At 39.2% G+C, this 24,671-nt stretch carries 23 protein-coding genes; 11 read left to right on the forward strand and 12 right to left on the reverse strand.

Annotation, left to right across the window (positions count from 1 at the left end):
* Window positions 1-432 precede the first annotated feature (432 nt).
* Together GJU39_RS10815 and GJU39_RS10820 are read left to right on the forward strand one after the other, a co-directional pair.
* Window positions 433-828, forward strand: a complete 396-nt coding sequence (locus GJU39_RS10815) for a helix-turn-helix domain-containing protein (RefSeq protein WP_154280824.1) — start codon at window positions 433-435, stop codon at window positions 826-828.
* A gap of 265 nt (window positions 829-1,093) precedes the next feature.
* Window positions 1,094-1,630 (forward strand): hypothetical protein, encoded by a 537-nt coding sequence (locus tag GJU39_RS10820; RefSeq protein WP_154280825.1) that lies wholly within the window; start codon window positions 1,094-1,096, stop codon window positions 1,628-1,630.
* Window positions 1,631-1,757: 127 nt separating this feature from the next.
* Here the strand turns inward: GJU39_RS10820 and GJU39_RS10825 are convergent, their stop codons facing one another.
* Together GJU39_RS10825 and GJU39_RS10830 are read right to left on the reverse strand one after the other, a co-directional pair.
* Window positions 1,758-2,321, reverse strand: coding sequence for a PIN domain-containing protein (locus GJU39_RS10825; RefSeq protein ID WP_154280826.1), 564 nt, complete (start codon window positions 2,319-2,321; stop codon window positions 1,758-1,760).
* Complete coding sequence (locus GJU39_RS10830) at window positions 2,311-2,793, reverse strand: helix-turn-helix domain-containing protein (RefSeq protein ID WP_245227794.1); 483 nt, start codon at window positions 2,791-2,793, stop codon at window positions 2,311-2,313. The genes GJU39_RS10825 and GJU39_RS10830 overlap by 11 nt, the downstream gene beginning before the upstream one ends.
* 555 nt (window positions 2,794-3,348) lie before the next feature.
* Between GJU39_RS10830 and GJU39_RS10835 the strand changes: the two genes are divergently transcribed.
* Entirely contained in the window at window positions 3,349-3,882 is a 534-nt protein-coding gene (locus tag GJU39_RS10835; RefSeq protein ID WP_154280828.1) for a hypothetical protein, read from the forward strand.
* Between the two features lie 611 nt (window positions 3,883-4,493).
* Window positions 4,494-5,273 (forward strand): leucine-rich repeat domain-containing protein, encoded by a 780-nt coding sequence (locus tag GJU39_RS10840; RefSeq protein ID WP_154280829.1) that lies wholly within the window; start codon window positions 4,494-4,496, stop codon window positions 5,271-5,273.
* Between the two features lie 205 nt (window positions 5,274-5,478).
* Here the strand turns inward: GJU39_RS10840 and GJU39_RS10845 are convergent, their stop codons facing one another.
* The 4 genes from GJU39_RS10845 to GJU39_RS10860 all read right to left on the reverse strand — a co-directional run bounded on the left by GJU39_RS10845 (window position 5,479) and on the right by GJU39_RS10860 (window position 9,395).
* A complete protein-coding gene (locus tag GJU39_RS10845; RefSeq protein ID WP_154280830.1) occupies window positions 5,479-7,056 on the reverse strand; it encodes a hypothetical protein in 1,578 nt (525 codons plus the stop codon).
* 10 nt (window positions 7,057-7,066) lie between these two features.
* On the reverse strand, window positions 7,067-7,723 hold the full coding sequence (locus tag GJU39_RS10850) for a suppressor of fused domain protein (protein WP_154280831.1): 657 nt from the start codon (window positions 7,721-7,723) through the stop codon (window positions 7,067-7,069).
* A 78-nt stretch (window positions 7,724-7,801) separates the two neighbouring features.
* Complete coding sequence (locus tag GJU39_RS10855) at window positions 7,802-8,803, reverse strand: DUF6985 domain-containing protein (protein ID WP_154280832.1); 1,002 nt, start codon at window positions 8,801-8,803, stop codon at window positions 7,802-7,804.
* A 241-nt stretch (window positions 8,804-9,044) separates the two neighbouring features.
* Window positions 9,045-9,395: a DUF4870 domain-containing protein gene (locus tag GJU39_RS10860; RefSeq protein ID WP_154280833.1), complete on the reverse strand. Its 351-nt coding sequence runs from the start codon at window positions 9,393-9,395 to the stop codon at window positions 9,045-9,047.
* Window positions 9,396-9,716: 321 nt separating this feature from the next.
* Between GJU39_RS10860 and GJU39_RS10865 the strand changes: the two genes are divergently transcribed.
* Window positions 9,717-11,465, forward strand: coding sequence for a helix-turn-helix transcriptional regulator (locus tag GJU39_RS10865; RefSeq protein ID WP_245227796.1), 1,749 nt, complete (start codon window positions 9,717-9,719; stop codon window positions 11,463-11,465).
* Between the two features lie 360 nt (window positions 11,466-11,825).
* On the opposite strand, the gene GJU39_RS23865 is transcribed toward GJU39_RS10865, so the two are convergent.
* From GJU39_RS23865 to GJU39_RS10890, 6 genes are read right to left on the reverse strand one after another with little or no spacing between them, the layout of a single operon-like run.
* Complete coding sequence (locus tag GJU39_RS23865) at window positions 11,826-12,119, reverse strand: malate:quinone oxidoreductase (RefSeq protein ID WP_245227798.1); 294 nt, start codon at window positions 12,117-12,119, stop codon at window positions 11,826-11,828.
* The gene (gene mqo / locus GJU39_RS10870) at window positions 12,073-13,389 is read right to left on the reverse strand and encodes a malate dehydrogenase (quinone) (protein WP_245227799.1); all 1,317 of its coding nucleotides are present in this window, start codon (window positions 13,387-13,389) and stop codon (window positions 12,073-12,075) included. The genes GJU39_RS23865 and mqo overlap by 47 nt, the downstream gene beginning before the upstream one ends.
* A 29-nt stretch (window positions 13,390-13,418) precedes the next feature.
* Window positions 13,419-14,606 carry a cation:dicarboxylate symporter family transporter gene (locus tag GJU39_RS10875; RefSeq protein ID WP_154280835.1) on the reverse strand — a complete coding sequence of 396 codons (1,188 nt, stop codon included), beginning with the start codon at window positions 14,604-14,606 and terminating at the stop codon, window positions 13,419-13,421.
* Window positions 14,607-14,641: 35 nt separating this feature from the next.
* Complete coding sequence (pckA, locus tag GJU39_RS10880; protein ID WP_154280836.1) at window positions 14,642-16,234, reverse strand: phosphoenolpyruvate carboxykinase (ATP); 1,593 nt, start codon at window positions 16,232-16,234, stop codon at window positions 14,642-14,644.
* A gap of 10 nt (window positions 16,235-16,244) precedes the next feature.
* A complete protein-coding gene (locus GJU39_RS10885) occupies window positions 16,245-17,552 on the reverse strand; it encodes a cation:dicarboxylate symporter family transporter (RefSeq protein WP_154280837.1) in 1,308 nt (435 codons plus the stop codon).
* A 14-nt stretch (window positions 17,553-17,566) separates the two neighbouring features.
* Window positions 17,567-18,922: a hypothetical protein gene (locus tag GJU39_RS10890; protein ID WP_154280838.1), complete on the reverse strand. Its 1,356-nt coding sequence runs from the start codon at window positions 18,920-18,922 to the stop codon at window positions 17,567-17,569.
* A 170-nt stretch (window positions 18,923-19,092) separates the two neighbouring features.
* Between GJU39_RS10890 and GJU39_RS10895 the strand changes: the two genes are divergently transcribed.
* From GJU39_RS10895 to GJU39_RS10920, 6 genes are all read left to right on the forward strand, one after another.
* Entirely contained in the window at window positions 19,093-20,187 is a 1,095-nt protein-coding gene (locus tag GJU39_RS10895; protein WP_154280839.1) for a sensor histidine kinase, read from the forward strand.
* Window positions 20,184-20,861, forward strand: a complete 678-nt coding sequence (locus tag GJU39_RS10900; RefSeq protein WP_154280840.1) for a LytR/AlgR family response regulator transcription factor — start codon at window positions 20,184-20,186, stop codon at window positions 20,859-20,861. The genes GJU39_RS10895 and GJU39_RS10900 overlap by 4 nt, the downstream gene beginning before the upstream one ends.
* 122 nt (window positions 20,862-20,983) lie before the next feature.
* Window positions 20,984-21,727, forward strand: a complete 744-nt coding sequence (locus GJU39_RS10905) for a DUF3108 domain-containing protein (protein WP_154280841.1) — start codon at window positions 20,984-20,986, stop codon at window positions 21,725-21,727.
* A gap of 20 nt (window positions 21,728-21,747) precedes the next feature.
* Entirely contained in the window at window positions 21,748-22,332 is a 585-nt protein-coding gene (locus GJU39_RS10910) for a Crp/Fnr family transcriptional regulator (RefSeq protein ID WP_154280842.1), read from the forward strand.
* A 61-nt stretch (window positions 22,333-22,393) separates the two neighbouring features.
* Window positions 22,394-23,161 carry a hypothetical protein gene (locus GJU39_RS10915; protein WP_209437631.1) on the forward strand — a complete coding sequence of 256 codons (768 nt, stop codon included), beginning with the start codon at window positions 22,394-22,396 and terminating at the stop codon, window positions 23,159-23,161.
* A gap of 285 nt (window positions 23,162-23,446) precedes the next feature.
* On the forward strand, window positions 23,447-24,568 hold the full coding sequence (locus tag GJU39_RS10920; protein WP_167515675.1) for a pectate lyase family protein: 1,122 nt from the start codon (window positions 23,447-23,449) through the stop codon (window positions 24,566-24,568).
* The last annotated feature ends 103 nt before the right edge of the window (window positions 24,569-24,671 follow it).

Consider the following 24,671-nt stretch of genomic DNA (forward strand, 5'->3'; position numbering starts at 1 on the left):
ATATAAGAAAATAAACCCATAAAAACAAGTCAAATAGTTGGTAATCAGATATTTAAACACTTAACTTAATGACATTGCGCGTGCGCCAGCGAAGAAACGAAATAACGAGAAACATTTTTTTATTTCATGGTAAATTGTTTCTATTGCGAGAAACAAAATTTGGAGAAACTTTTTTTTGTTTCTCGATAAATTGTTTCTCCAACCCGAAACAAAATGATTGTAAACTTTTTTTTGTTTCCTGTAAATTTGTTTACAACAATAGCTTAAGAACGATTGTAGAAGGATTTTAGTTAAAAGTAGATTTTTGGAGGTTGAGAAATGAGCAATGAGACATACGCGCCGGCAGCAATGATAGTAACTTACCATTAAACTTGGTATCATACATCATTATCCATTGCACAACACTTGTGTAAATTAATTATATTTGGTGCTATGGAAACACCTACAAAATCTGGCAAAACGCACATCGGAAGAAAAATCAGCCGTATTAGAGAAATCAGAGGAATTAAACAAGATTTCCTGGCTGTTGAATTAGGCGTAAGCCAGCAAACTATCTCCAAAATTGAGCAGAGTGAAGAGGTGGAAGAGGCAACATTAGAAAAAATTGCAGGTGTACTGGGTGTGAGTGCTGAAGCAATAAAGAATTTTAATGAAGATGCTATTTTGAGCATTATCTCTAATACATTTACGAGCAACGATAGTTCCACAATCAACGCTATTAATATGCAGTGCACTTTCAATCCATTAGATAAAGTAGTAGAACTTTATGAGCGCCTACTTGCCAGCGAACGGGAAAAGATGGAAATTTTGAAAAACGGCAATCAATAACAAGCATCTAAATAACTAAAAAGAGACCGTTTCTATAACCTGCCCTCGCTAGCGCAGTCGCGCGTGTGAAGCTATTTATGATTTAGTTATCAAGCAGAAAAGTGATTTAATCCGATATCTTGCAATAAAATCGTCGAAATTGATATACCGCAGATAGATAGCATCGGCTTGAAACACATACGCGTCAAGCATGCGCCAGCATTGCGTTTGGCATTTTTTTTAATATATAGCCACTTACCAGAAAAGGTTTACATTATCATTTAAAATGGGTTTCGGACTTGCTTTACTCTTCATATTTATAATTTTCCCAACAACGATAATTCTTCTCGTACTGTGGATATCAACAAAAAAAAGACTGTATGGCAAAATTCTTGGCCTGTTTTGGACAGCAATTCTTCTACTAATTATTACCTCATCAACCTGGGCATGGTTTACGGCTAAGAAAGTACTTAAAAAAGAAGATTACTATGGAGAATACATTATTAATAGAGATTATTTTCCTGGTAAGCAAGCAGACTGGCAATATGATCACTATCGTTTTGAAATCAAAAGGAACGATTCAATATTTTTCTATGTAACAGATCGGGATAAAATTTTGAAAACATTTCGTGGTAAAATTGTCACGTCTGCACCTTATCGGTCGGTTCATATTAAACCCTTAATGGAAGAACCAACCTATCATATCATGGAGGCATTCCCTACTACTTACCGGAGTGCATGGAGTTTTTATTTGGTATTCTATTCCTCAAAGTTTAATAACGTCTATTTTAAAAAAGGCCATTGGAAACAGTTAAAAGACTAAGAGGCTTAAACTTTTTTATATGTTTAAATCACTAGTTCAAAACCTACCATTACTAGCGCAAGTCTTAGTGTCCTGGCAAGCGGGCTGTATGACTTGTGCTCTAATTAATAAGTATGGTACTAGGATTTTACAATAGCGCATGCAAATAATTTGCAGTATCGATAAGCCCATTCCTACGCAGGCTTTCCAATACTTGATATTCATCCATTGCGGGATTCTTCCGGTTCAGAACCATCTCGCGGAAAGCCTTAATTGCTTGCTCCTGATTCAGATCGATGATATCGGTGAGAAAATCATCAGCACTTTTGGCCTTCAAGCCGAAAGCGTCCAGATATTCCTCTGGAAAATCTTTCAGGTTATTGGTAACGATCACATTTGCGTTCGTTTTAATTGCAGCCGCAAGCACATGACGGTCATCCTCATCCGGTAGTTGAAGCTGCGGAATAAGGCCTTCATAATTACCCACCAAAGCATCTGGGAAAGCCTGGTTTGCCTTTTGCACCCGCTTTTCAGCTTCCCTTTCTTCCACGCCATGCCTGAGCATCACTTCTTTCCACTCACAAAAAATATTAGTACCCCACTTGGGCGTATAAAGATCATAATGCGCAAACCAAAAAAGCAGGTCCCTGATCACAACTGGATAGATGACATTGGTATCCAATACTGCCTTAAACCTTACACTATGAATCATACAATCCGAGTTCATCATCAGCGCCCATGATGTCGATAATATTATTCTTCTGCTGCACTTTCATTTTTTCTCTGTAAGCCACAACATCCTCGAATTTGATCCTGCGGTGCTTACCCACCTTGATAAACTCAATAGCCCCCTCTTCCAGTAATTTCACTAAATATGGCCTTGAACATCCCAATATCTCGGCTGCCTTCTGGGTAGTTACCTCTGTTGCCATTGGAACTATAGAAACAGGCTTGCCTTCACCCATAGCCTTTAAAATATCGCCAAGAAATACCAAAGCCCTGGCAGGTATCTTAATGCGTTCGCCCGTCTCCTCAATCTCAATCTCAGTATGTTCAGAATGGATGTTGGAGAGTATCGATGATAAAGCTGGTAAAGATTCTATGGCCATCTTCTGCTCTGTTTTGGAAGGACGGCGTATTTGATCGGTTGAAATCATGCTGCAATTTTCTACGAAGTTAAACAAAAAACACAAACGAAATAAACGAAATAAATAAAATAAACAAAAACCAACAAACCAAACGGAGCAATAGTTTGAAAAAAGAAACACATCATAACAGTACGAACAAAAAACTGTAAAAAGTTAAGGATACAAAAACAGGGAGAAATGAAATTTATCAATTTCAAAGAACAAGCTCATAGTGGTACAATGACTAACTGACGATCGACTGCAACGTCTGAACTATCGACTGTAAAGTCTGAACTGCCGACTGCAACCTCTGAACTATCGACTGCAACGCCTGAACTACCGACTGTAACCTCTGAACTATCGACTGCAAGTATGGAACTGCCTCCATTTGCGCGTTATTCTTCAAAAAGATTTCGTTAATTATTTTATTGTATCTATCTTAGTTGTGCAGATTAATAAATAACATATTTTTTCACCTAACAACGAGATATCAACTTCACAATTAAATTTCAAAAATATTCCTGGACGAGCGTTTTAGAAACGTATTTTCTCATATCTCTGAAAAGAGTTATTTGTTAGTCTGCAGCGTCCAGGGACTTTTATTTTAATGTTATGCAGACTAACAAAAGTAAAAACCGAAACACACAGTTCCCTGATCAGGTAGTAGCTGTAAACGAATTTCAAAAGCTTATTGAAGCCTATTTTGAAATGAATAGTTTATCAGAAGTAAATCGAATACTTACTGAAATGCTGAGTGCATCTACCGGGCCCGATCCACGATCGGGTAAACATCATCCTATTACTATTGCCAACACACTTTACAAGGTAAACAATATCATTAATCTGTTTACCAAAGCTAAACCTTTAGCCAATAAAGCATCCTTTCGGCATTCCGTTAAAAACCAACCTTATAATTTACAAGCAGTTGGCCATTTCGATATAGCGCAACTATCCGAACTATTACATTATGGATTAAGTGCCTTTATCTTTCAGGAAGAAGGTTTTGAAGGGGCAACCTTAAATTTTTCTGCCGAAATTATCCCTGCATATAAAATGATTTATGACTGGTTTACCGATTGCGATGCCTGGTATACAGCTGTAAAGAGGAATGAAAGTGGAAGGATAGTTTCAAATGAAATAAATTAATAGCTATTTGGTTTTAGGCGTTTGTTTTTAAAGCAGGCGCCTAAATTATATTATCGGTGGAGTTTTTTAACCAACCAAAACTCGGGCTTCTGGTTTTATCCGAACAAAAATATAAACGCATTAATTTTTGGCGGGAGACACCGCCCGATAGGTTGAATCTAATTATCAATAAAAAATTCAAGTTTAAAATGCTCTTAGCTAGCCATCTTTAATATTTATCAAAACATTTTCGAAACAAAATAATTCGAAACATTTTTTTGTTTCGAGAAAAATTGTTTCGAAAACCTGAAACAAAATAACTGGAAACATTTTTTTGTTTCGAAAAAATTTGTTTCGAAAAGCCTTTTCCTTTCAGGGGATGGGGAGTTTGCTGCGAAGAATGCTTTTTCTTGCGCCCTTTCCCCTCCCGGGGAAAGGTGCCGATAGGCGGATAGGGGCTGTTTCCCTTCATTTCAATGATTAAATGTAACTTGGTGCGCTTGTAAAGCCTAAAAAAACGAACCCTTTTTATCATCAATAAGAAATGGAATTCAATTACTTTAGGCTGTTTCTTCGAACTTGACACACACCATATCGAATCAAAATATTAACAACTCCTTAAAAAACAACCAATGAAATTAACAGACAAGCAGATAGAATTTGGTTTTAACTACTATTTTAAAGCAGAACACGATCAGATTAAATCGATTGTTGAAGTTTCAGAATACAATGGCGAAGAGAAACTGATGATCAATTGTACGCAGCTAGGCGATTCTTTTACCCATCAATATAAAACCCAGAAAGATAAAAAGCGTGTGGTAACAGAATGGTGTGATTTTTTATCCCACAATGAAACAGCCTTTAAAGAGCTACATTTTGGAACCAGAATGCCACAAGAACTTTTTGATGCGGTTTGCAAGCAAAAACTACTAAAGCGGCTGGAAATTAAGTGGGGTGGTTATAAGGACATTTCAGCAATTGAAAATCTGGAAAATATCGAACTCCTCCATATGGGTTCTGGTGCAGGTGTGGAATCGATTAAGCCCTTAGCTAAACTTGCAAAACTGATCGGCTTATCGGTAGAGAACTTCCAAAAAATCACCTCTTATACTGAACTTTCAAATCTATCTGCGCTCGAAAGTTTGAGCATTGAGGGTGATGCCTTCGGACCACAATACATCAAAATAGATCATCTTGATTTTCTAAGTGCAATGCCTCAACTCAAATTTTTCCGACTGTTGGCAGAAAGGCTGCAGAGCAAAGATTACAGCCCTGTTTTGTTGCTGAAAAACCTCGAACACCTATCTTTGAGCGCAAATAAAGAGGTTTTGAAACGCTATGATCAACTCTTGGAATTACCCGAATTGAAATGGGGAACAATCAAAAACAGACCTGAATTATATAGGAAGTAAAAATCAAACATTTTTTTTATTTAAGTAACACTTAAGAAATAGATGCTGAAATAATTCACCATGAGGGGTGGCTATGGGTTTTTCGAAAAACCTTCCTCCTGAACTTGTTTCAGGATCTAACTTTACTGCTTGTGAAATAGATACTGAAATAACGTCAGCATGACGTTGAATGTGGGCGTACAGCTGTAAATTGTGCTTTATTCTTCTATTTTTTCCTAAGCGAATTCACCAGGTAAAGATGCCAAACCGGAGGAAACATCATCGCTTTTTTTTCATACCAGAGCTGTAATAAAGGATCAAAAATAACTTCTTTTTGAAGTGCTGATACAGACATTGTCTCGACAATTTCCTTAATCTGATTCATTATTTTTTCGGCTTGCTGTACATCTTTTTTTTCTGCAGCCCATTTGGCGAAAGCAATTAAGGTGGTGATTTTGCTATCAAACAACACGTATTTCGGTATAGTGCCCGTTCCATCTTCCCCTTCATCCAACAAGTATAAAATTCTTTGGGCGTCTTGTGCCAGAAATTTTTCAGGGAACTCTGCCAATACAAATCTGAAATAATCAGCTTGTTTTAGCCCTTCAATCAAATTCTCCAAATGGCTTTTGAGTATTTTTTCTGATGATTTCAAATCAAACTTCCAGCTTCCCCAACTGCCTAAATGTTTATTTTTATTGGTAAAATCGCCCGATAGCCAACCAGACAGATCATAATAAAAATGCCAGTCTTTCGGTAAAAATGAAGGTTGCTTTTCCTGCCATTTCAAAATTAAACTGTGCTGCAGGGCAAGGTTGCAGAACAAGGTGCTTTCATCTGCATCCAATTTAAGTTGAATAAACAGGCGATGGCCAGGCCCTTCATATTGTTCATCATTAAGATCTTGATACCAAAGCCAGGTATTTTCAGGCTCCATACCAACATAGTTCCATCCAATACGCACCAGATAGTCATTAATAAAAGGTTGTACAATTTTTATTTTCTCTGGTCCGGTTTCTAAGGCCTGCTGATCTTTTCGGTAGGCCTTGCGCAGCTGATCTATGCTTTTTGAAAACTCGAGCAGGTAACGGATTTTATAGATTTCCTCCAAACCTGTTGCGCTATCCAGGTTACTTTTTAAATGGGGCAGCAACAAATAACCCTCCATTTCGCTCCCCATTTTTTGCTTCATAAGCTGATTGCGCAAGGCAATATCACGAATTTCAGTAAAATCCTCATCTTGCGAAAAACCTTCAAACGTGCCTGGCACACCTTCATCTTCTGCAAAATCGCCTTCTAAAATACCGTTTGCAAGTAAATTATACCACTGCTTTAATAAATCGTTACGGTGTTGCCTTTCTGCTTCTAACATCATTACTTTAACCAGTTGCAGCATTGAAAGCTGTTGAGGGCTTTTATGATCTGCTTTCGGTAAAATATCAAGTTCACATAATCGTTTCCAAAACCAATCTCCGGCATCACAATAGAGGTACATCACCCCATTTCCGCTTTGTGCATAACACATTTCCTTTTCATCCTGAGCATACACCCAATCACCATCATCATCCGTAGGAAGCTGTTCATCAGTAATACCCAACTGCGGGTATTTGGCTATAGGGATTTGATACACAAACCTATTTCTAAGTAAAATATCCATCACCCTGAAATGAGTGTAGCTGGTATCAAAAAATGCTTCTAAACGATACAGGTTAAATAGGAGATCTCGTTTAGTGATCAACTCATCATTAGAAGACCGGTCTACCAGATAAGTGGTTTCTTCAACAAGATCTTCAATTTCGTGCATTGACATGGCTTTACTTTCTGTTAAGGTCTGTAATCAATAATGGATTATCCACTTTAAAACGATCGATCAGTTCTTTTACGGCATCTGTAGTTGGATTAAGCTTCAGTTGTTCTACCTCAGCATTGGTAATACCTACCATTTGCAGAAAGCTAACTTCACCATGTGGCGTTTGGATTTTACCCAGTTCAGGGTCGAGGGTAAAAACAAAGCCGGTAATTTCGGTTTCCGTATCCAGCCTGATGGGGCCATTAGCCGGAACAAAATGATTTTCTTCAAACCACTTCCCACTCGAAAACACATAGCGGGCCAGGTTATTCATTACCTGTATGGCCCAGATCGGATCATGCTCATCATCCTGAAAAGGTGCCAGCCGGAAAGTAAACTCAAAACCCCATTTACTAAATTCATCACCCGCTTTCTCTTCATCATAATAAAGTTCGCTCATGCCGTAACTTACCATGTGCCTGTGAAATTGCTGGTGGTTGCTATCATAAACACTAACCCCATCTATTGGGTCGCTGCCCCCGGCCATATAATGCACCCCACACAAAGGTGGGTAATGGCGTGGCTCGATGCCGCTGTAAATCTTATCAAGCTGATGATCAATCGCCTGCCAACCTGGGGTATCTTCTGTTGTAAATTGTTTTTGATATTCTTCTTTATTCATTACAATTGCTTTTGTATTCTGGTTATGAGAAACATTATATATTGAATAATGATAACGTATTGAAGGGATAACTTCTTATTAGATTGTGCCCGAATCTGCTATCATTCCGTGGCCTTGCCATCCCAGTATATGTCCATCATCTTCACTTACCCGTACCAGTTTACCCTTTTGATTAAACACCAGTTGCAGGCCATGCTCCTGCTCCCATTCACAATAAAAGATTAAGCGAAGGTAAACGCCTTTGTCTTCATAGGGCTCGCGGGTAATATATATTTCTCTTGGTGTAGCGTAGTTCCATATCTGCTTAGGATCTTTTATATCCCACAAATGCTGGTCAGCTTCATCATAACCTATGGCATCTAAAAAATCCATACAGTTTTGATATACATAAGCACTGGCTGCTTCTCGGTTTTTAAATGTTTTTGCCAAGAAATTACGGATGGTTTCATCAGCTTCTTCCATAAAGCTTTCATCTTCAACGGGATGGTAATCAGTAATGGTGAATTTCATTTCAACATTGTCTAAAAAACCAATTTTTTGTGGTTCAGATACCCACCAATCATCAAAATCAGCATTTTTTAACGTCCCAATTACCGTAGATGTTACTTCCGTTTGGATAATAGGTATCCGTTTCTTCTGAGGTGGAATTTCATTAGTAAGGCTTGCAAAAGTAGCTTCTTTTTCTGCCTCTGTTTTAGGCGTAAAACTTTCTAGTTTCAAAAACAGTTCTTTAATATTTGTTACCCGTGTCATCTCCCTGCTGGAAATGGTAATGGCTACATCTTGTATATTTTGATCATACCTTATCGATAGCATATTATAATTAAAATGGGTAGGCAGTTCAAAAAAGAAATATCTGCTCACGGTATAATAGGCCAGGCATATTCTAAAACTATCTGATGGATTAGTGGAATCGTCAGGCGAACAGTTTAGCAAAGGATGGTATTTGCGGATGATCAGCAGCATTTCTCCATCAGGGCTAAGTGCCGATAACGGATAGGTTTTTATGAAAGTTTTAAGAATTTTATCTTGGTCTGCTATCAGATATTCTCCCGGATTTTCAATTTCCCAACCTGTCATGTCCTTATGGTTTAAATTTTAAACGTTCGTTGATTTGTTTTAATTGATTTACCCTTCGCCATTTCCGCTACCGAAAACTTATTACTGTTAATGCTTTTAATTTCTACGCATTGTTTTTTCTCTCCAAGTTTTGTGCCGGTGCTTAAAAACCTGGCGATATTAGAAAAAGTGCTATGGCACAGCCATAACACTAATGGAGCGTAGTTATAATATTTTGAATAATGGCTTCGTTTGTATTTTCTTAGATTTTACTTTCCTTTTCTGGAGCAAAATTAAATCTGCCTTCGAATATTTTACCAATAATTGGAACTGGTTTTTCTAACTCATTATTTGCTGCAATAATGCCCAACAATAAGAGTACAAAAGGAATGAATAAGATGAGGTAGAAAATTGCACCCAAAGATGGGATGATTGCCAATATAATGCTGCTTGCTATACTTAATAAAAAGGAGGTAATGATAATTCCAAGCGATTGACCCAAATGGTAATTTACGAGGCTGCTTTTTTCTGTTGATTTTTTAAACTCCAGGTAAGCAATGATCCAACCGATCAATGTAATGTAGGCTACAATAGCCATCGTCTTGTTTTTCATAGATTTATTTTTTTTGGTGATTGAATACGTCAAAATTAGGGCTGTATGCATCATTAACCAAGAAAACAACGACTACTCATCGACTACCGACAGAAAAACAGGCGTCTACAATGCGTCTACAGAAAGTAATTAAAAATCTTAATAACAGCCACTTAAGCTAAAACCATCTTTTTAGGGAATGTTTATTTTTTCTATTTTTGGTGATGCAGTTACCACTGAAAGCAATACTGATCCTGTTTTTTTTTATTCACTTGCCAGCACCAGGCAGATGCACAAAAAATATATCTGGATTCTATAAATCACTTACTGGTAAATAAAAATTTGCCTAAAGCAGACCGCATTAATATTTTATGTAAGCTGGCGAAAGCTAATTTTGAACAGAACCTGCCATTATCCTTTAAGCAGGCGAATGAGGCACTGCAACTCGGACAGACATTATCTGATGGACGAGGCAAAGCCATGGCTTTTGCAACGCTCATTCATCTCTTTGTTTGGAAAAAAGATTTAAAAAAGGCTTATTCATGCCGCGATAGCGCAATGTATTATGCCAAAAAAACAAAAGACCCGGTAACAATCGGCTTTGTTTGGTTTAGAAACGGCTGGCTGGATCTGATTAATGATGATAATGATCAATCTGCCAGAAAGCTCTTAAAAGCACTGGATTATTTTAAAGGCCACGGCGCATCAGAATATGAAAGCACCATCTACCATTATCTGGCTAGCTTCTATAGCTATGGAAATGACCCGGCTAAGCAAACAAAATATGCCAATTTGTGCTACCAGGCAGCGCTGGAAAGCAAACAGGTTGATGCATTAAATAATGCCTATTTTACCATCGGCCAAACTTATTTTGATCGTTTTAAGGCAAACCCAAACAACCGGACGCTATTGGATTCAGCCCTTATGATCAATAAAAAATCTCTCCTTTTGGCTAAACAACAAGAAGGCCGTTTATTATTAAGGAGCAACACGGCTGCAATTGCTTTAAATACTGCGAATACCTATTTCCAATACTTTCCAGCCGCCTATAGAGACAGCGCCGAAAAATATCTCGATGTGGCAATCGGCATTGCAACGAAAACAAATTTGCATGAGGTGCTGCTGAACTGCTATGGAATGCGAAGCGAATACGCCATGCGTGATGGACGTTTAAACGAAGCTGAAAAAATTTTATTGGATGGTTTAAACAAGGCCGATGGAGTGGTTAGCATGCCTTTAACAAAGGCCAGAATTTTTGAAGCACTTGCTAAGATTGCCGAAAAAAAAGGAGATAGTCAACTTAGTCTAAGTTACCTGAAACAATATTTTGAATGCTATAAACAAGCCTTTAACGAAGAAAAAATCAACAGCATTGCGCGGGTAGAAGCACAATATCAATCAGAAAAAAAGGAACAGGAAATTGCCTATCTGCAAAAAGAAGCATCTTTCGCTAAAAAACTTACCGCCTTCTATATTTCGCTGGGCGTTATGGCAATGGCCGTATTACTTTTTTTCCTTCGCTCTTATAATTTCAAATTGAAGGCAGCTGTTAAAAAGCAGGAACTGGTTGATCAGCAAAAAACGGCCGCAGAACTCAGGGCACAATTAAAAGAGGCAGAAGCTATCCGGTTACAAACAGAACAGGTTTTACTTAAAGAACGTGGAGAGCGTTTGCAAAAAGAAGTGATGGCCGGAACGCTGCAAATTGAAGAGAAAAATGAGTTGCTGGAATTGCTATCAGGAAAGGTTGATAAAGAGAGTCACCTTTCTTTTGATGAGCAAATGAAAAGAATTTTAAACCAGCAACGTAAAATGGATAAGGATTTTGAAGCTCATAAAGCAGACTTTTTTGAAACCAATCCTGCTTTTTTCGAGCGCTTACAGCAACAGGCGAATCAAAGCCTTACGCGTCTTGATTTGAAGTACTGCTCTTACATGTTGATGGGATTATCGAATAAGGAAGTTTCTGTACGCCTGGGGATTGAACCTAAAAGTGTACGCATGAGCCGTTACCGGATTAAGCAAAAACTGGGTTTAGGTAAGGATGATGACTTGAGCTTGTTTCTTCAAAATCAAAGTTTGAAACATTGAGAAATGTTTTGGAGGGTAATGGCTTAGAAGTTTAGGAGTTAGCAATTTGTCTAAGCCGTTTATTCTCCCGGGTGATCAGTAATTGCTCTATCAAAGAATCTACAAAATAGATTGCTTCGTCGTGCCTCCTCGCAAGGACGATTATGCTCGGGGGGTCGTCCTCCTGAACTTGTTTCAGTAATCTAACATAGAAAGGCCCCTGAAATGAATTCAGGGTGACGTTTCGTGTTAACGCATCCCGCTCAAAAATCCGTCATTGCGAAGGAGATCCTTCATCTGCTGAAGCAATCCACATCGAAGAAACCAACAAAAACAGATTGCTTCGTCGTACCTCCTCGCAATGATTACCGAAAAAAACCATTAATCAATAGTAAAATACTTAAGCCCAAGCGTAGTACTATTTGCCTTTCTTACTTTGTTTGTCAACGCCTTACTATCAGAAAGTTGCTGATCGTATGATGGAATCATCTCTTTCATCCTCGTCTGCCATTCTGCCGAAGCCATTTTTTCAGGGAAACACTTTTTCAGTACCGTAATCATAATATCTACAGAAGTGGAAGCACCCGGAGAAGCACCTAATAAAGCGGCCAGGCTGCCATCTTCTGCACTAACCACCTCGGTTCCGAACTTGCAGCACACCACCTTCTTTCTCATCTTTCTTAATAATCTGCACCCGTTGTCCGGCGGTTTCCAGTTTCCAGTCTGATGCTTTCGCTTCCGGAAAATATTCTCTCAGGGCTTTTAAACGTTCTTCATCTGATTGCGTAACCTGACTAATCAGGTATTTGGTTAGCGGAATATTATCTACACCTGCAGACATCATCGGGCCGATATTTTTTAAGGTCACAGAACGGGTTAAATCCAGGTATGAGCCTTGTTTCAAAAACTTAGAAGAAAAACCGGCATAAGGGCCGAAAAGCAAAGCTTTTTTACCGTTAATTATCCTGGTATCTAAATGTGGTACAGACATTGGCGGGGCACCCACACCAGCCTTGCCATACACTTTGGTAATGTGTTTGGCAATAACATCCTGATTGTTGCAAACCAACCATTCTCCACTTACCGGAAAACCGCCGAAACCTTTACCTTCAGGGATTTTTGATTTTTGCAATAACCTCAAAGCACCACCTCCGGCACCAATAAAAACAAATTTTGCTTTTATATTTCGCTCTTTCTCTGTTTTTTTATCCAGTACGGTTACCAACCAACTCCCATCATCAAGGCGTTTTAAATTTTTCACTTCATGGTTTAATTCTACCTTTACACCAGCTTCTTTCTTTAAAGAGGCAACCAAACCCCTGGTTAAACTCCCAAAATTAACATCGGTTCCAATGGCCATGTAAGTTGCGGCAACCTTTTGTTTCCGGTCTCTACCCGTCATTACTAAAGGCATCCATTTGGCAAGCGTATCAAAATTTTCAGAATATTGCATGCCTTTAAACAACAACTGCCTGCTCAATACCTCGTAGCGTTTTTTAAGGTATTCTACATTTTTATCGCCCCAAACGAAACTCATGTGCGGAACATTATTAATGAAAGATTTAGGTGCCGGAAGTTTTCCTTTATTCACCATATACGCCCAGAACTGCTTCGAAATTTCAAAATGCTCGTTTATGGCAATTGCTTTATTAAATTCTATTGTTCCATCCGGCCGCTGAGGCGTATAATTCAGCTCACAAAAAGCCGAGTGGCCTGTACCTGCATTGTTCCAGGCATCAGAACTTTCTGCAGCCACAAGATCAAGCCTTTCGTAAATATTTATTTTAAGCTTCGGGTTCAGCGTTTTCATCATCGAACCCAGTGTTGCGCTCATTACACCCGCACCCACCAGCACTACATCTGTCTGCTCATCTACCTCTTTATTTTTACAACCTACACTTAAACCTATAAAAAGGATAAGCAGGTACGAAATTGATCTTTTCATAATTTTTAATTTATGTTAGTTTTGGAGCGCTATGATTCGCTCCTTGATATAATTAATGCGGCAATAGCATGCCCAATGGTATTGGTAATTGCCCTGGCCTCGCTCATAAACCGATCGATGCTTAGCAAAACAGCCAAACCCTCTACCGGAATTTTGTGAATACTGCCAATGGTAGTTACCAAGGCTAAAAAACCCGTTCCGGGAATGCCCGATGCACTCTTTGAAGTGAGTAAAATAATCACCACGATTGCTGAAAGCTCCGTAAATGAAAAACTGATGTTATAGAGCTGAGCCAGAAAAATTACCGCCATGCCCAGGTAAATACAGGTTCCGTTTAAATTCAGCGAGTTTCCGGTAACCGTAACCAACGATACTACTGGTCTTTTTAAGCCCACTTTTTCTAGTTTTTCCAGTAGTAAAGGGATTACGGAACTAGATGATGACGTTCCTAAAGCATAAAGTAATTCGTTTTTGATCGAGCCTAAATAAGTATAAAGATTTACCTTCAATGCCACTAAAAGCGACCCAAAAACCACCGCTACGAATACAAACATGGTGATGTAAGTTCCGGCAAGCATTTTGCCAATAGGCAGCAGGGTATCCAGGCCAAAGCGGCCCACCGTATAGGCAATGCCGCTAAATGCAACTATTGGTGCCAGCAGAAAAACATACCGGAGTAAACGCAGTACAATTGATTTTAATTGCTCAAAAATTTTCACCACCCGATCCCGCTTTGCCAAACGATTGATTATAATGCCAATTAAAACGGCCAGAATAAATAACAGCAACATGCTGTTCTGCATTACAACTTTAAGCCAACCTTCATAATCAGGAGAAATTAACCTGGCTGGCCCGATGGCTTCTACTAAACTCCGGTCTATTTTCCCCGGCCTGATAATTAAGGCACTGCAAATCCCAAAAATAATGGCCAGCGTGCTTACCACCGTAAAATAAACAATGGCTTTTGCGGTGATTCTTCCTGCCACTTTAAGGCTTTCCAGGCTTCCAACCACGCTAACAATGCTTAGAAATATGACCGGTGGAACAAAGGGCTCAATCACCGAAACAAACAATCTCCCTACCCACTGCAACTTGATCGCAAAACCGGGCAGGTACACGCCAACCATCGTACCCAAAATAATGGCCACAAATATCTGTAAGCTTAAAGACTTGTTTAGCTTATCTATAATCGGATCGGTTTTTTCTGTCAGGGTCAAATTTTATGTGGATGATCTTCAATATAACAAAAATTCTACACAAAGGATGGTGCTGCTTCCTTAATCACTTCACTGGCTTGCCCTGCATAATTAGAAAAATGATCTTCAAATAACAGCGCTAAATCAGCAGCCTTTTGATCATACAGATTCACATCTTCCCAAAGGTCTCTCGGATTTAAAATTTCTTCCGGTACATTTGGGCAGGCTTGTGGTACCGCAAACTTGAAAACCGGATGCGACTCAAACGCAACTTTTTCCAGCGCTCCATTCATGGCCGCAGCAATTAGTGCCCTGGTATACTTCAAACTGATTCTGTTTCCCGTTCCAAAGGCACCACCAATCCAACCGGTATTTACCAGCCAAACATTTATTGCCGGATTTTCTTCGAGCTTTTTACCCAATAGTTCTGCATATTTTAAGGGATGCAAGGGTAAGAAGACCCTTCCGAAACAAGCAGAAAAGGTAGACTGTGGTTCAGAAACGCCCATTTCTGTCCCCGCAACTTTTGCAGTATAACCCGAAATGAAATGGTACATGGCCTGCCCTTTATCTAGCTTGCTGATTGGCGGCAAGATGCCGAAAGCATCACAAGTTAAAAAGAAGATGTTTTTTGGCGTTCCTCCTACCGATAGCGTTTTGGCATTGTTGATAAAATCTATCGGATAGGCTACCCTTGTATTTTCAGTTTTACCGGTATCAGAAAAGTCTACTTCGCCAGTTGCAGCATTAACCACAAGGTTTTCTAAAAGCGCACCCGGCTTAATGGCACCGAAAATCTCCGGCTCTTTCTCAGGGTTTAAATCAATGGCCTTTGCATAACAACCGCCTTCAAAATTAAACACACCTTCATCAGACCAGCCGTGTTCATCATCGCCGATTAAAGCCCGGCTGGCATCGGCGCTTAGAGTTGTTTTTCCGGTTCCCGATAAGCCAAAAAACAGCGAAACATCGCCATCAGGCCCTTCATTCGCAGAACAATGCATACTTAAAACACCTCTTTCAACAGGTAAAATATAATTTAACACGCTGAAAATTCCTTTTTTCATCTCTCCGGTGTAAGCTGTTCCGCCAATTAAAATAATTTTGCTGGTAAAGTTTACTACCGTAAAATTCCTTGCCCTTGTACCATCCGTTTCCGGATCAGCCTCAAAACCCGGGGCCTGTAAAATCAGCCATTCGGTTTCTTCAGCCGGCATATTTTCTTGCTCAGGTCTTAAAAATAAATTATAGCAAAATAAATTTGCCCACGGCGTTTCATTCACAATTCTAATGCTTAAACCATATCTGGCATCAGCACAGGCATAGGCATCTCTTATCCAAACCTCTTTTTCGGCCAGATAAGCACGCATTTTACTGTACAAACCGTAAAAATGTGCCTGCGAAATCGGCCGGTTTACATCGCCCCAATCAACAGTATCTCTCGTTGTATCATCAATTACCGTAAATTTATCTTTCGGAGAACGGCCGGTAAATTTGCCCGTATCTACACAAAGTGCACCACTGCTACTCAAGCTGCCCTGTCCCCGCTCCAGCGTTTGGCTAACCAGCCTTTCTGCGCTTAATTGGTAATGCACCTGCTTACCGTAAACGCTGAACCTTAATTCATTGAATGTTTCTGATGTATTCATTTTATTAGATTTAGTACACAAATTCTCGTTTTGCCAATTTCTTGTCTGCCTGGATCAAAGCCGGATCTTCCTCTGCTTCAACCTGCGGATGAAATTCATTTTCACTTTTGGAAATCACAATCGTGGCTACACCATTACCGATAATGTTGGTAAGGGCACGGGCCTCACTCATAAACTTATCTACACCAAGTAAAAAAGCCAGGCCTTCGATCGGGATTTTATGGATGGCTGCCAGCGTAGATGCCAGCACAATAAAACCACTTCCGGTTACGCCCGCGGCACCTTTAGAAGTAACCATTAAAATGCCGATAATACTGAGCATTTCCCAAACAGAAAGTTGAACGCCATATAATTGGGCAAGGAAAATAACAGACATAGAAAGATAGATTGAAGTTCCATCCAGGTTAAAAGAATAGCCCGTTGGCACCACCAGCCCCACTACAGATTTACTGCAACCCATTTTTTCCAGTTTCTGCATAATAGAAGGCAATGCAGATTCTGAAGAGGAGGTGCCAAGCACCAGCAACAATTCTTCTTTAATGTATTTGATAAACTTCCAGATGCTCATTTTGTAATACTTCATAATCCCGCCAAGGATTAAAAAGATAAACAGCCCCATAGTAAGGTATACAGTTCCCATCAGTTTGGCTAAAGGAACCAGCGTATGTAAACCAAATTTACCAATGGTATAGGCCATGCCACCAAAGGCACCCAATGGAGCCAGGTACATCACATATTTTAATCCCTTGAAAACAATTTTAGAGACGTAACTTAAACCACTTACGGCTTTTTCACGGTGTTTCGAGTAGTTTAAAATAATGCCGACGATGATGGCTACCAGCAACACCTGGATGGTGAGGTTACTCATAAAGAAGTTAATCCAATCGAATCCTTTAGCTGGCGCATTGGTATATTTCGAAGCATTCTGAATTTGCAGATGCGACTTATCAATATTCCCCGGCCTGATTAAAACGGCCATTAAAATTCCGATGGCCAGGGAAATAGTAGACACCACTTCAAAATAGATCAGAGATTTAAGTCCGATTCTGCCCACTTTTTTCAAATCGCCCATACCACTAATGCCCAGCACAATGGTTAAAAATATAATCGGGGCAATAAAGAGTTTAATAATATCAATGAAGGTTTTACCAATAACTTCCATTTTAACGGCGGTTGCCGGGGCATAACTACCCAGTACTACACCCGCGATAATGGCCAGGAGCACCCAAAAGGTAAGGTTAGATAAAATTCGAATCCCAAGGCTCCTGGAGCGTTTGGTTTGCTGATTTTCTGGTTGAGGAATTTCTTTAATTAACATGTTGCGCTGTTTTATTAATCTATATTGATATGGTATAGGAGAACGAACATCATTTTCCTTTCAGAAACTTTGAGATCGCTGCCCTGAAGCGTATAAATGGGTCTGCTCTGTGCATTAAACACGAACTTAGAGGCATGGTCTCTAAGCAATAAACTCAGGCCAAGATCATAGGTAATCATAGGATCGGCCAGGCGATCAAATTTGGAATATTGAATGGCAACCGCAGGCATTAGTCTGGCTTTCTTTTTTTGCTGGTTAAAGTAGGGTAAGGTAAAACCCGTTTGAAAAAGCAAGCTGTTACCGGTGCCAACAACCGGATAACTGTTACCGGATCCGTTGAAGGAAGCGGTAGCGGCATCAAGGCCGTTTGCAGTATTGTTAATTCCTAAATTACGAACATAACCAGGTCCATAATCATGGTGAAAAACCGCTGCATAAACATTAAATGAGGTTCCTTTTTGCAGGTTAATTGGCGTATCATAAAATACATCAGCACTGTAAAGCTTCATATCATTTAATACAGTATCTGCTCCGGCAAGGTGCCACAACAAATCTTTCTGTAATTCGGCTCCAACCCCAACGGCAAGCACTTTTTTCTTCCCCAGGTAACTCCCGGCAGCGGTTGGCCCCGCATTACTTTCCTTTTCCAAAAACTCCCATTTTACATAGGCAGACAGGTTTGGCTTTACCGATAAATTGTTAAAGCCTGATAGATCTTGTACGGGCTTGGTGGTTGATGGCACATAAGGTTTCGCCAGGATTACACGATAATCCAACCGGCCCAGTTGCCCTTTGGCAAATAAATTGAGGTTTCTTAAGGTAAGGTCTGTTTTATTTACGTTTCCAAGATCAAGGAAAGGAACATCATAAAGTAAGGTAGCTGTTGGCCCGGCAGCAAAGCGGGTTAGCCCTTTCCAGTTCGAACGACCTGCACCAACCGTTATTTGATCACTGAATTTATATTCGCCAAAAGCATCAAGCAAATCAAAAGCACTTTCATTATCATTTAAATAGGTAAGATTGGTGGTACCCCCCTGAAAAACCAGGGTTAAATTATCAATTGGATAAATAATCATTTTCATCCGCAACCTCCGCAAGGAAAGATCGGCGACACTTTTTTTAAGGCTCTCGTTTACCTTACTTCCAGGATTAAGTTGCGTATATCTTGCCCAGAACTGGCCATAGCCAGAAAATTTTATAAAATGAGTTTTATCATCATTGAGGTAGGCAACCAGGGGTTTATTTTGTTTCTTATCCTGAGCAGCTGAAGGATTAGCAAAAACGCAGCAAGTTATCGCAAGAAAAATGTAGCGTAAAATACGAAGTAGAGCAATATTTACTTTTAGAAAAAACGGTTGATTAGCCATCATTGATTGTTGCCTATTAATTGAAATAGTAAATCCTATGTTTATATTTGGTTAATTCAGATACAAATAAAGATGTAGCTGTTTATTAAAGATGGGTATAAGTAGTGCGCAAAAATATTTATATCAGTAAACGACAGAAATTATAAACGAACTACCGAAACAACCCCAATACCATGATCCTTTTGATCAATTTAGTTTTCCTGATTTTGGTGCTGCGGCTATCTTTTGATAAGAAAGTGATGGATTTTCTGTTAAACGGAAATTGGCCGGGTGTAATTACCATGCAACATATCTTATTCTGGATGGCTTTTTCAGGCGTTTGCAGCTATATTTATGTCAGCTTTTTTAATTTAACAGAAGCAGCACTGGCCATGCTCTTTATGCTGGCCATTAATGTTCCGGTTTACCTGTTGTGCTTCAAAAAATTAGTTCCCGAATTTTACCAGCAGGCCAGATACGGGGAATATGTACGCTATACGGCCTCCTTATTTGTAATTTCTTGCCTGATCAGAATATTGGTTGAGCCCGAGCTCTTCAGTGCTTTTAAATTCACAGATGGCAAATACCTGTTTATGGTTTATTTTATGCAGGCAATGATTATCCTGGTTCCCTCTATCCAGGGCATTTCCAAATACAAACTTATTGCCGAGCGGAAATTATCAGCGCTTACCTTGCGAAAAAAAGAAGCAGATATGGAACTCTTAAAATCAAAGATCAATCCACATTTTCTATTCAATACCCTTAATAATATCTATTCCCATAGCTATGCTACAGATGGCAGCTCGGCAGATTTGATTAAACAGCTGAGTTTGCTCATGCAGTATACCACCTACGAAATCGAGAAAAAAACCATTCCTATTGAGCGGGAACTGCAGATGATTGCAGCACTCGGCAAACTCTATCAATTAAAGAGCAATAGAAAATTAAACCTGGCAATGAACTTTGAGGCAAGCGAACTTACGGGTATTGTAGAAATTCCGCCAACAGTTTACCTCACTCTTTTTGAAAACGCAGTGAAATATTCGGCAATGGGGAGAGACGGGCAAGCCGCGATTTCTACAGCACTATCTTTTACGCAATCTACCGTGGAGTTTGAAATTTCTAATTCTATATCGGAGAAAAAAATAACGGAGGATGCCTCCACTTATCGTGGCGCAGGACTTAAAGTTTTGGAAATGGTTTTAGAACGGGAATATGGTGAAAAATACGAAATGAAAACTGAGCAAAACGATAATTCTTACTTCACCAAACTGACCATTAACATATGAAACCAATAAAGGCCATTTATGTGGATGATGAAGCTCCGGCGCTGGATTTGATCCGCAAATATTGTGAAACCATTGACGATATTGAGTTATTGGCCTGCTTTCAAGACCCCACGGAAGCGATGATTTTTGAGCGGATGGAGGAGGTTGAACTGCTTATTCTGGATATAGAAATGCCCGGTATTTCGGGTACGGAAATGGTAGAATTGGTACCTAAAGGTAAACTTTGCATTTTCATCACTGCAGATCCTACCCATGCGGCAAAGGCTTATGAACTCGATGTTATTGATTACCTGGTTAAGCCTGTATTTCCAGAACGTTTTGTTAAGGCCGTTCAAAAGGCTGTAGATTATCTCAAGTTTACAGGGCTGGATCAGGAGAATGATTTTCTGGTATTTAAATCAGATTATATGGTGAATAAGATTCCCATTAAAGATGTGTTGTGGGTAGAAGGCTTTGGAGAATATTTAAAAATCATCACCCGTTTTAAACAATATATGGTGCTCCAGCGCCTCTCTGATTTTATGGAGAAGAATGAAAAACTGGGCTTTACCAGGATTCATAAATCTTATATCGTGCACCTGAAGCAGGTAAAATCTCATAATTCGCAATTTGCTTTTCTAGCGGATGACAAGCAATTGCCCATCGGCCGGAAATATAAAGACTGTTTCAGGTAACACATTTAACGGAGATAGGAAGCCATTTTTTGATAGCGAATCTTGGCCAGATCCCTTTATTAAACGATTGGTGTAACAAGTTTCTGCACCTCGCATCAAATACAGATATTCAGCAAAATTTTATGAAAAAAATCTCCTTTACCTTCTTATTGCTTGCCGCCATGCCATTTTTGAGCTGGAGCCAGGAAATGATTACACCTAAGAAAAACCTTGTTGACAAAAAGTGGATTAAAAACAAAGATTACCAAATGGTTTGGACAATGCTTAGGGATACCAGCAGTATGAAAATAGGTATCGTAAATACTAAAGTTAACGTTTCCGGCGATCAAATCGTGGTCATTACTGAAGTGAAGATGAATGCAGTGCCATCACCATGGATAGATTCGACGATTGTAAAGCGGACAGATCTTTCGCCAGTTTATCATGCTTCTTATAATGTTCAACGGGATATGGTACTCAATTTTGGAAAGGAAGTTAAAGGCTTCTATAAAGATAAGGCAAGTGGTAAAACAACTGAAATTGCCCAAACTGTAGCGCCAGGTTATTTCGACAGCAACTTTTACCCGATGCTGGTGAACTGGCTTCCTTTAAAAACAGGCTACAAAGCCGACCTTGATATTTACGACTACAATCCTAAAGGAAAAACAGGCGTAATTAAGGCCCATATTTTAAATGTAAGCGAAGGAAAATACCCGAGTAAAAAATTAGGGGAAAGAAAAGTATGGATAGTGGAAGTTTCTGATGAAATTAGCGATACACCAGCTGGAAAAAGTATTTACCAGATTGATCAGCTTACCAGGCAGCTGTATAAACAAAAGATTATTGCCGGCAACCGCGTAATGGAAATGACTTTGGTAGAAAATTAAAGCGTAAGCGTTAATTATTAATGTATAGCAAACTAAAAGAATATTGTAGCGAGCGTGTTCGCCTTTCTGCTCCGGAACTCGAACTGATCGATAAATACTTCGAAGAAAAGTTCATGAAGAAAAAGGATTTTTTACTTCAGGACGATAAGGTCTGCAATTTCATCGCCTTTATTGCTGCGGGTTCAATCAGGCATTTTCATATCAAAGATGGTGTAGAAAAAACCTGCGACATTTCTTTCGATACCTTTTGGGTAACCGATTTTCAAAGCTTTACCTATGATACCGTCGGGAAGATGAATCTTCAGGCGATGGAAGACTCAACCGTTTTCCTGATTAGAAAACAAAATCTCTTTAAACTTTACCAGGAATGCGGTAAATATGAAACTTTTGGACGGTTAATGGCCGAACAAGTGGCACAAAGGGCTACGGAAATTGCCATGTCTTTATCTTCTGAAAAACCTGAAGAACGTTTTCAAAACCTGCTTAAAAAACAACCCGATTTATTTCAACGGGTTCCGCAAAAATACATTGCCAATTTCTTAGGCGTGAGTCCTGAAAGTTTAAGCCGAATCAGGAACAGAATTATTCAAAAGGAAAAGTCTTAACTTAAGTCATCGCTGCCGGTAAATCGCCCATGCATCTTTGTGTCTCATTCAAACCATAAAAATGAAACACAAATTTTTCACCTTAATCATTACAGCGATGACATTTAGCCAAGGCCTATCGGCACAGCAATTGAATTTTTCTAAAATAAAAGCCTATGAACATCAACTGGATGATGTGATGGAAATTACCGACACCACTCAGTTAAAGGCTAAACTCAAAGAAGTAGAATTACAGTTTCGCCAGCAACCCAACGAATTAAACCAGGTAAGACTCGGCTTGATTTATCATGAAACGGCATTGAATTTATCTTTCTTTTCTAAAACCGAATATAAAGGTTATGCCCAAAAGAGTTTTGATCAGTTAAGCAATTTGTTCAACTCACCGGCTACCAGCAGCGCACTTATGCCTTACATTGCATCGTACAGGGCTTCTGCATTATCTTTAGTCGGAGCGGAAACTAAAAAACTGAAACTATTGGGCGAAGCCTTCAGGTTATTTCAAGATGCCGTTACTCAATATGCAGCACTGAGTTACCTCCCTGAATTTTTAAGGGGAAGTGTTGCAGAGAACCTACCCTGGTATTTTATTTCAAAAAGAAAATTTGCTAAACTAGATTTCCCGTCCATCATTAGCAGGCAAAAAAAGGATGCGGCATATGCGAATTGGAAGGTAATGAGTTTCACCTATTTGGCCTGGGCAAAACAACATCGAAGCAATAAATACAGAAAACAAGCGATTTCTTATCTGGACCAATCCATCGCTTTGGATCCAAATTATAAAGCTGGCCGACATCAAGCCGAAACTTTAAAACTAGAATTTTTAAAATAGATATCGTTTTAAGGAGTTTATTAATCGTAGGAACAGAATCAAACTATCATCAGCTTCCGGAGTAAGCAGGTTCTGATGAGCTAAAACCGTATCCTCATCAATAAATATATTGTAGATTTAAGGAGAAATTTAATCATAATTTATTACATAATATTATACATTTTAATTTACAATTAAATAAGTAAATATAGAATATAAATGTAATTTTACGGCTACACATTTACAACACACTTATTCTTTAAATTATCTGTTTCTCTTTTTTAAAATAATAACAACCAAACTATAATGAAAAAAAGTCTATTTCTATGCCTCATTGCTGCTGCCATGTCGTTTTCTATGCTCAGTTGTAAAAAAACCACTCAATCAGATTCAGAAAATACTGCCGTAACAACTGAAGATACATCTACCAAGACAAACGCTGTTACAGAAGCCGTTTGTGCATCAATAGGCTGGGCATCACAAAATGGCGGTACCACTGGCGGCGGTAATGCTGCACCAACCGAAGTTTCAACATACGACGCTTTAAGAGCTGCAATTCAAAATACCAATGTAAAAGTTATTCAGGTAAATGGAATCATTAATTTTCCTCTTGGGGGAAGAATTCCTTTTCAAAATCAAACTGGAAAAACAATTTTCGGTTCAAATGGTGCCAAACTGGTGTCTTCAGATCAGAGTAAAGAAAACTCGGGTTTAATTTATTTACGGAGTTGTAAAAACATTGTTATTAGAAACCTAATTTTTGATGGCCCGGGAGCATTTGATACTGATGGACAGGATAATTTTACAATTGATGGCTGCACAAACCTTTGGATTGACCATTGTGAATTTAGGGATGGGGTTGATGGAAATTTAGATTTTAGAAACGCATCTGATTTCGTAACCGTTTCTTATTGTAAATTCACCTACCTGAAGGCACCTAAAACAGGCGGCCCTGGAGGAGTTGCCGATCACCGTTTTTCTGATTTAATTGGATCTTCAGATACTGTTTTTGCCGATAGAGGACACTATCGCATTACTTTTGTACGTTGCTGGTGGGCCCAAGGTTGCGTGAGCCGAATGCCACGTGTGCGGTTTGGTAAAATTCATCTTTTAAATAACCTATTTAATAGCACAGTGAGTAAAAGTTGTGTTCAGGCCGGTTTCGAAGCGGATATTTTGGTGGAGTCTAATCTTTTTGAAAATGTAAAAAACCCGATCGACTTGCTTGATTTCAGTGCTACTGCTGTTTCGCTGGTAACTAATCTGATGCCTGGGGTAACGGGAACGACTACGGGTATTAATCCAGGCCGGGTTTTCACTCCCCCATACATACTCAAAAAAATAGCCGCAGCAAACGTAAAAGCAACAATAACCGCCTCAAACGGAGCAGGCGCAACCTTAGCCGGTAATAGTTGTTCAACGTTGTAGTATGAAAAAGAATAAAATACCGATTCTGTTACAATGATTTTTCTAATGAGATAATCCAAATTTATTATGCTTTATAGCAGAAAGGGCCTGATCAGTGATCAGG

Source organism: Pedobacter petrophilus (genome assembly GCF_009674725.1).
In the GTDB taxonomy this organism is placed as follows: domain Bacteria; phylum Bacteroidota; class Bacteroidia; order Sphingobacteriales; family Sphingobacteriaceae; genus Pedobacter; species Pedobacter petrophilus.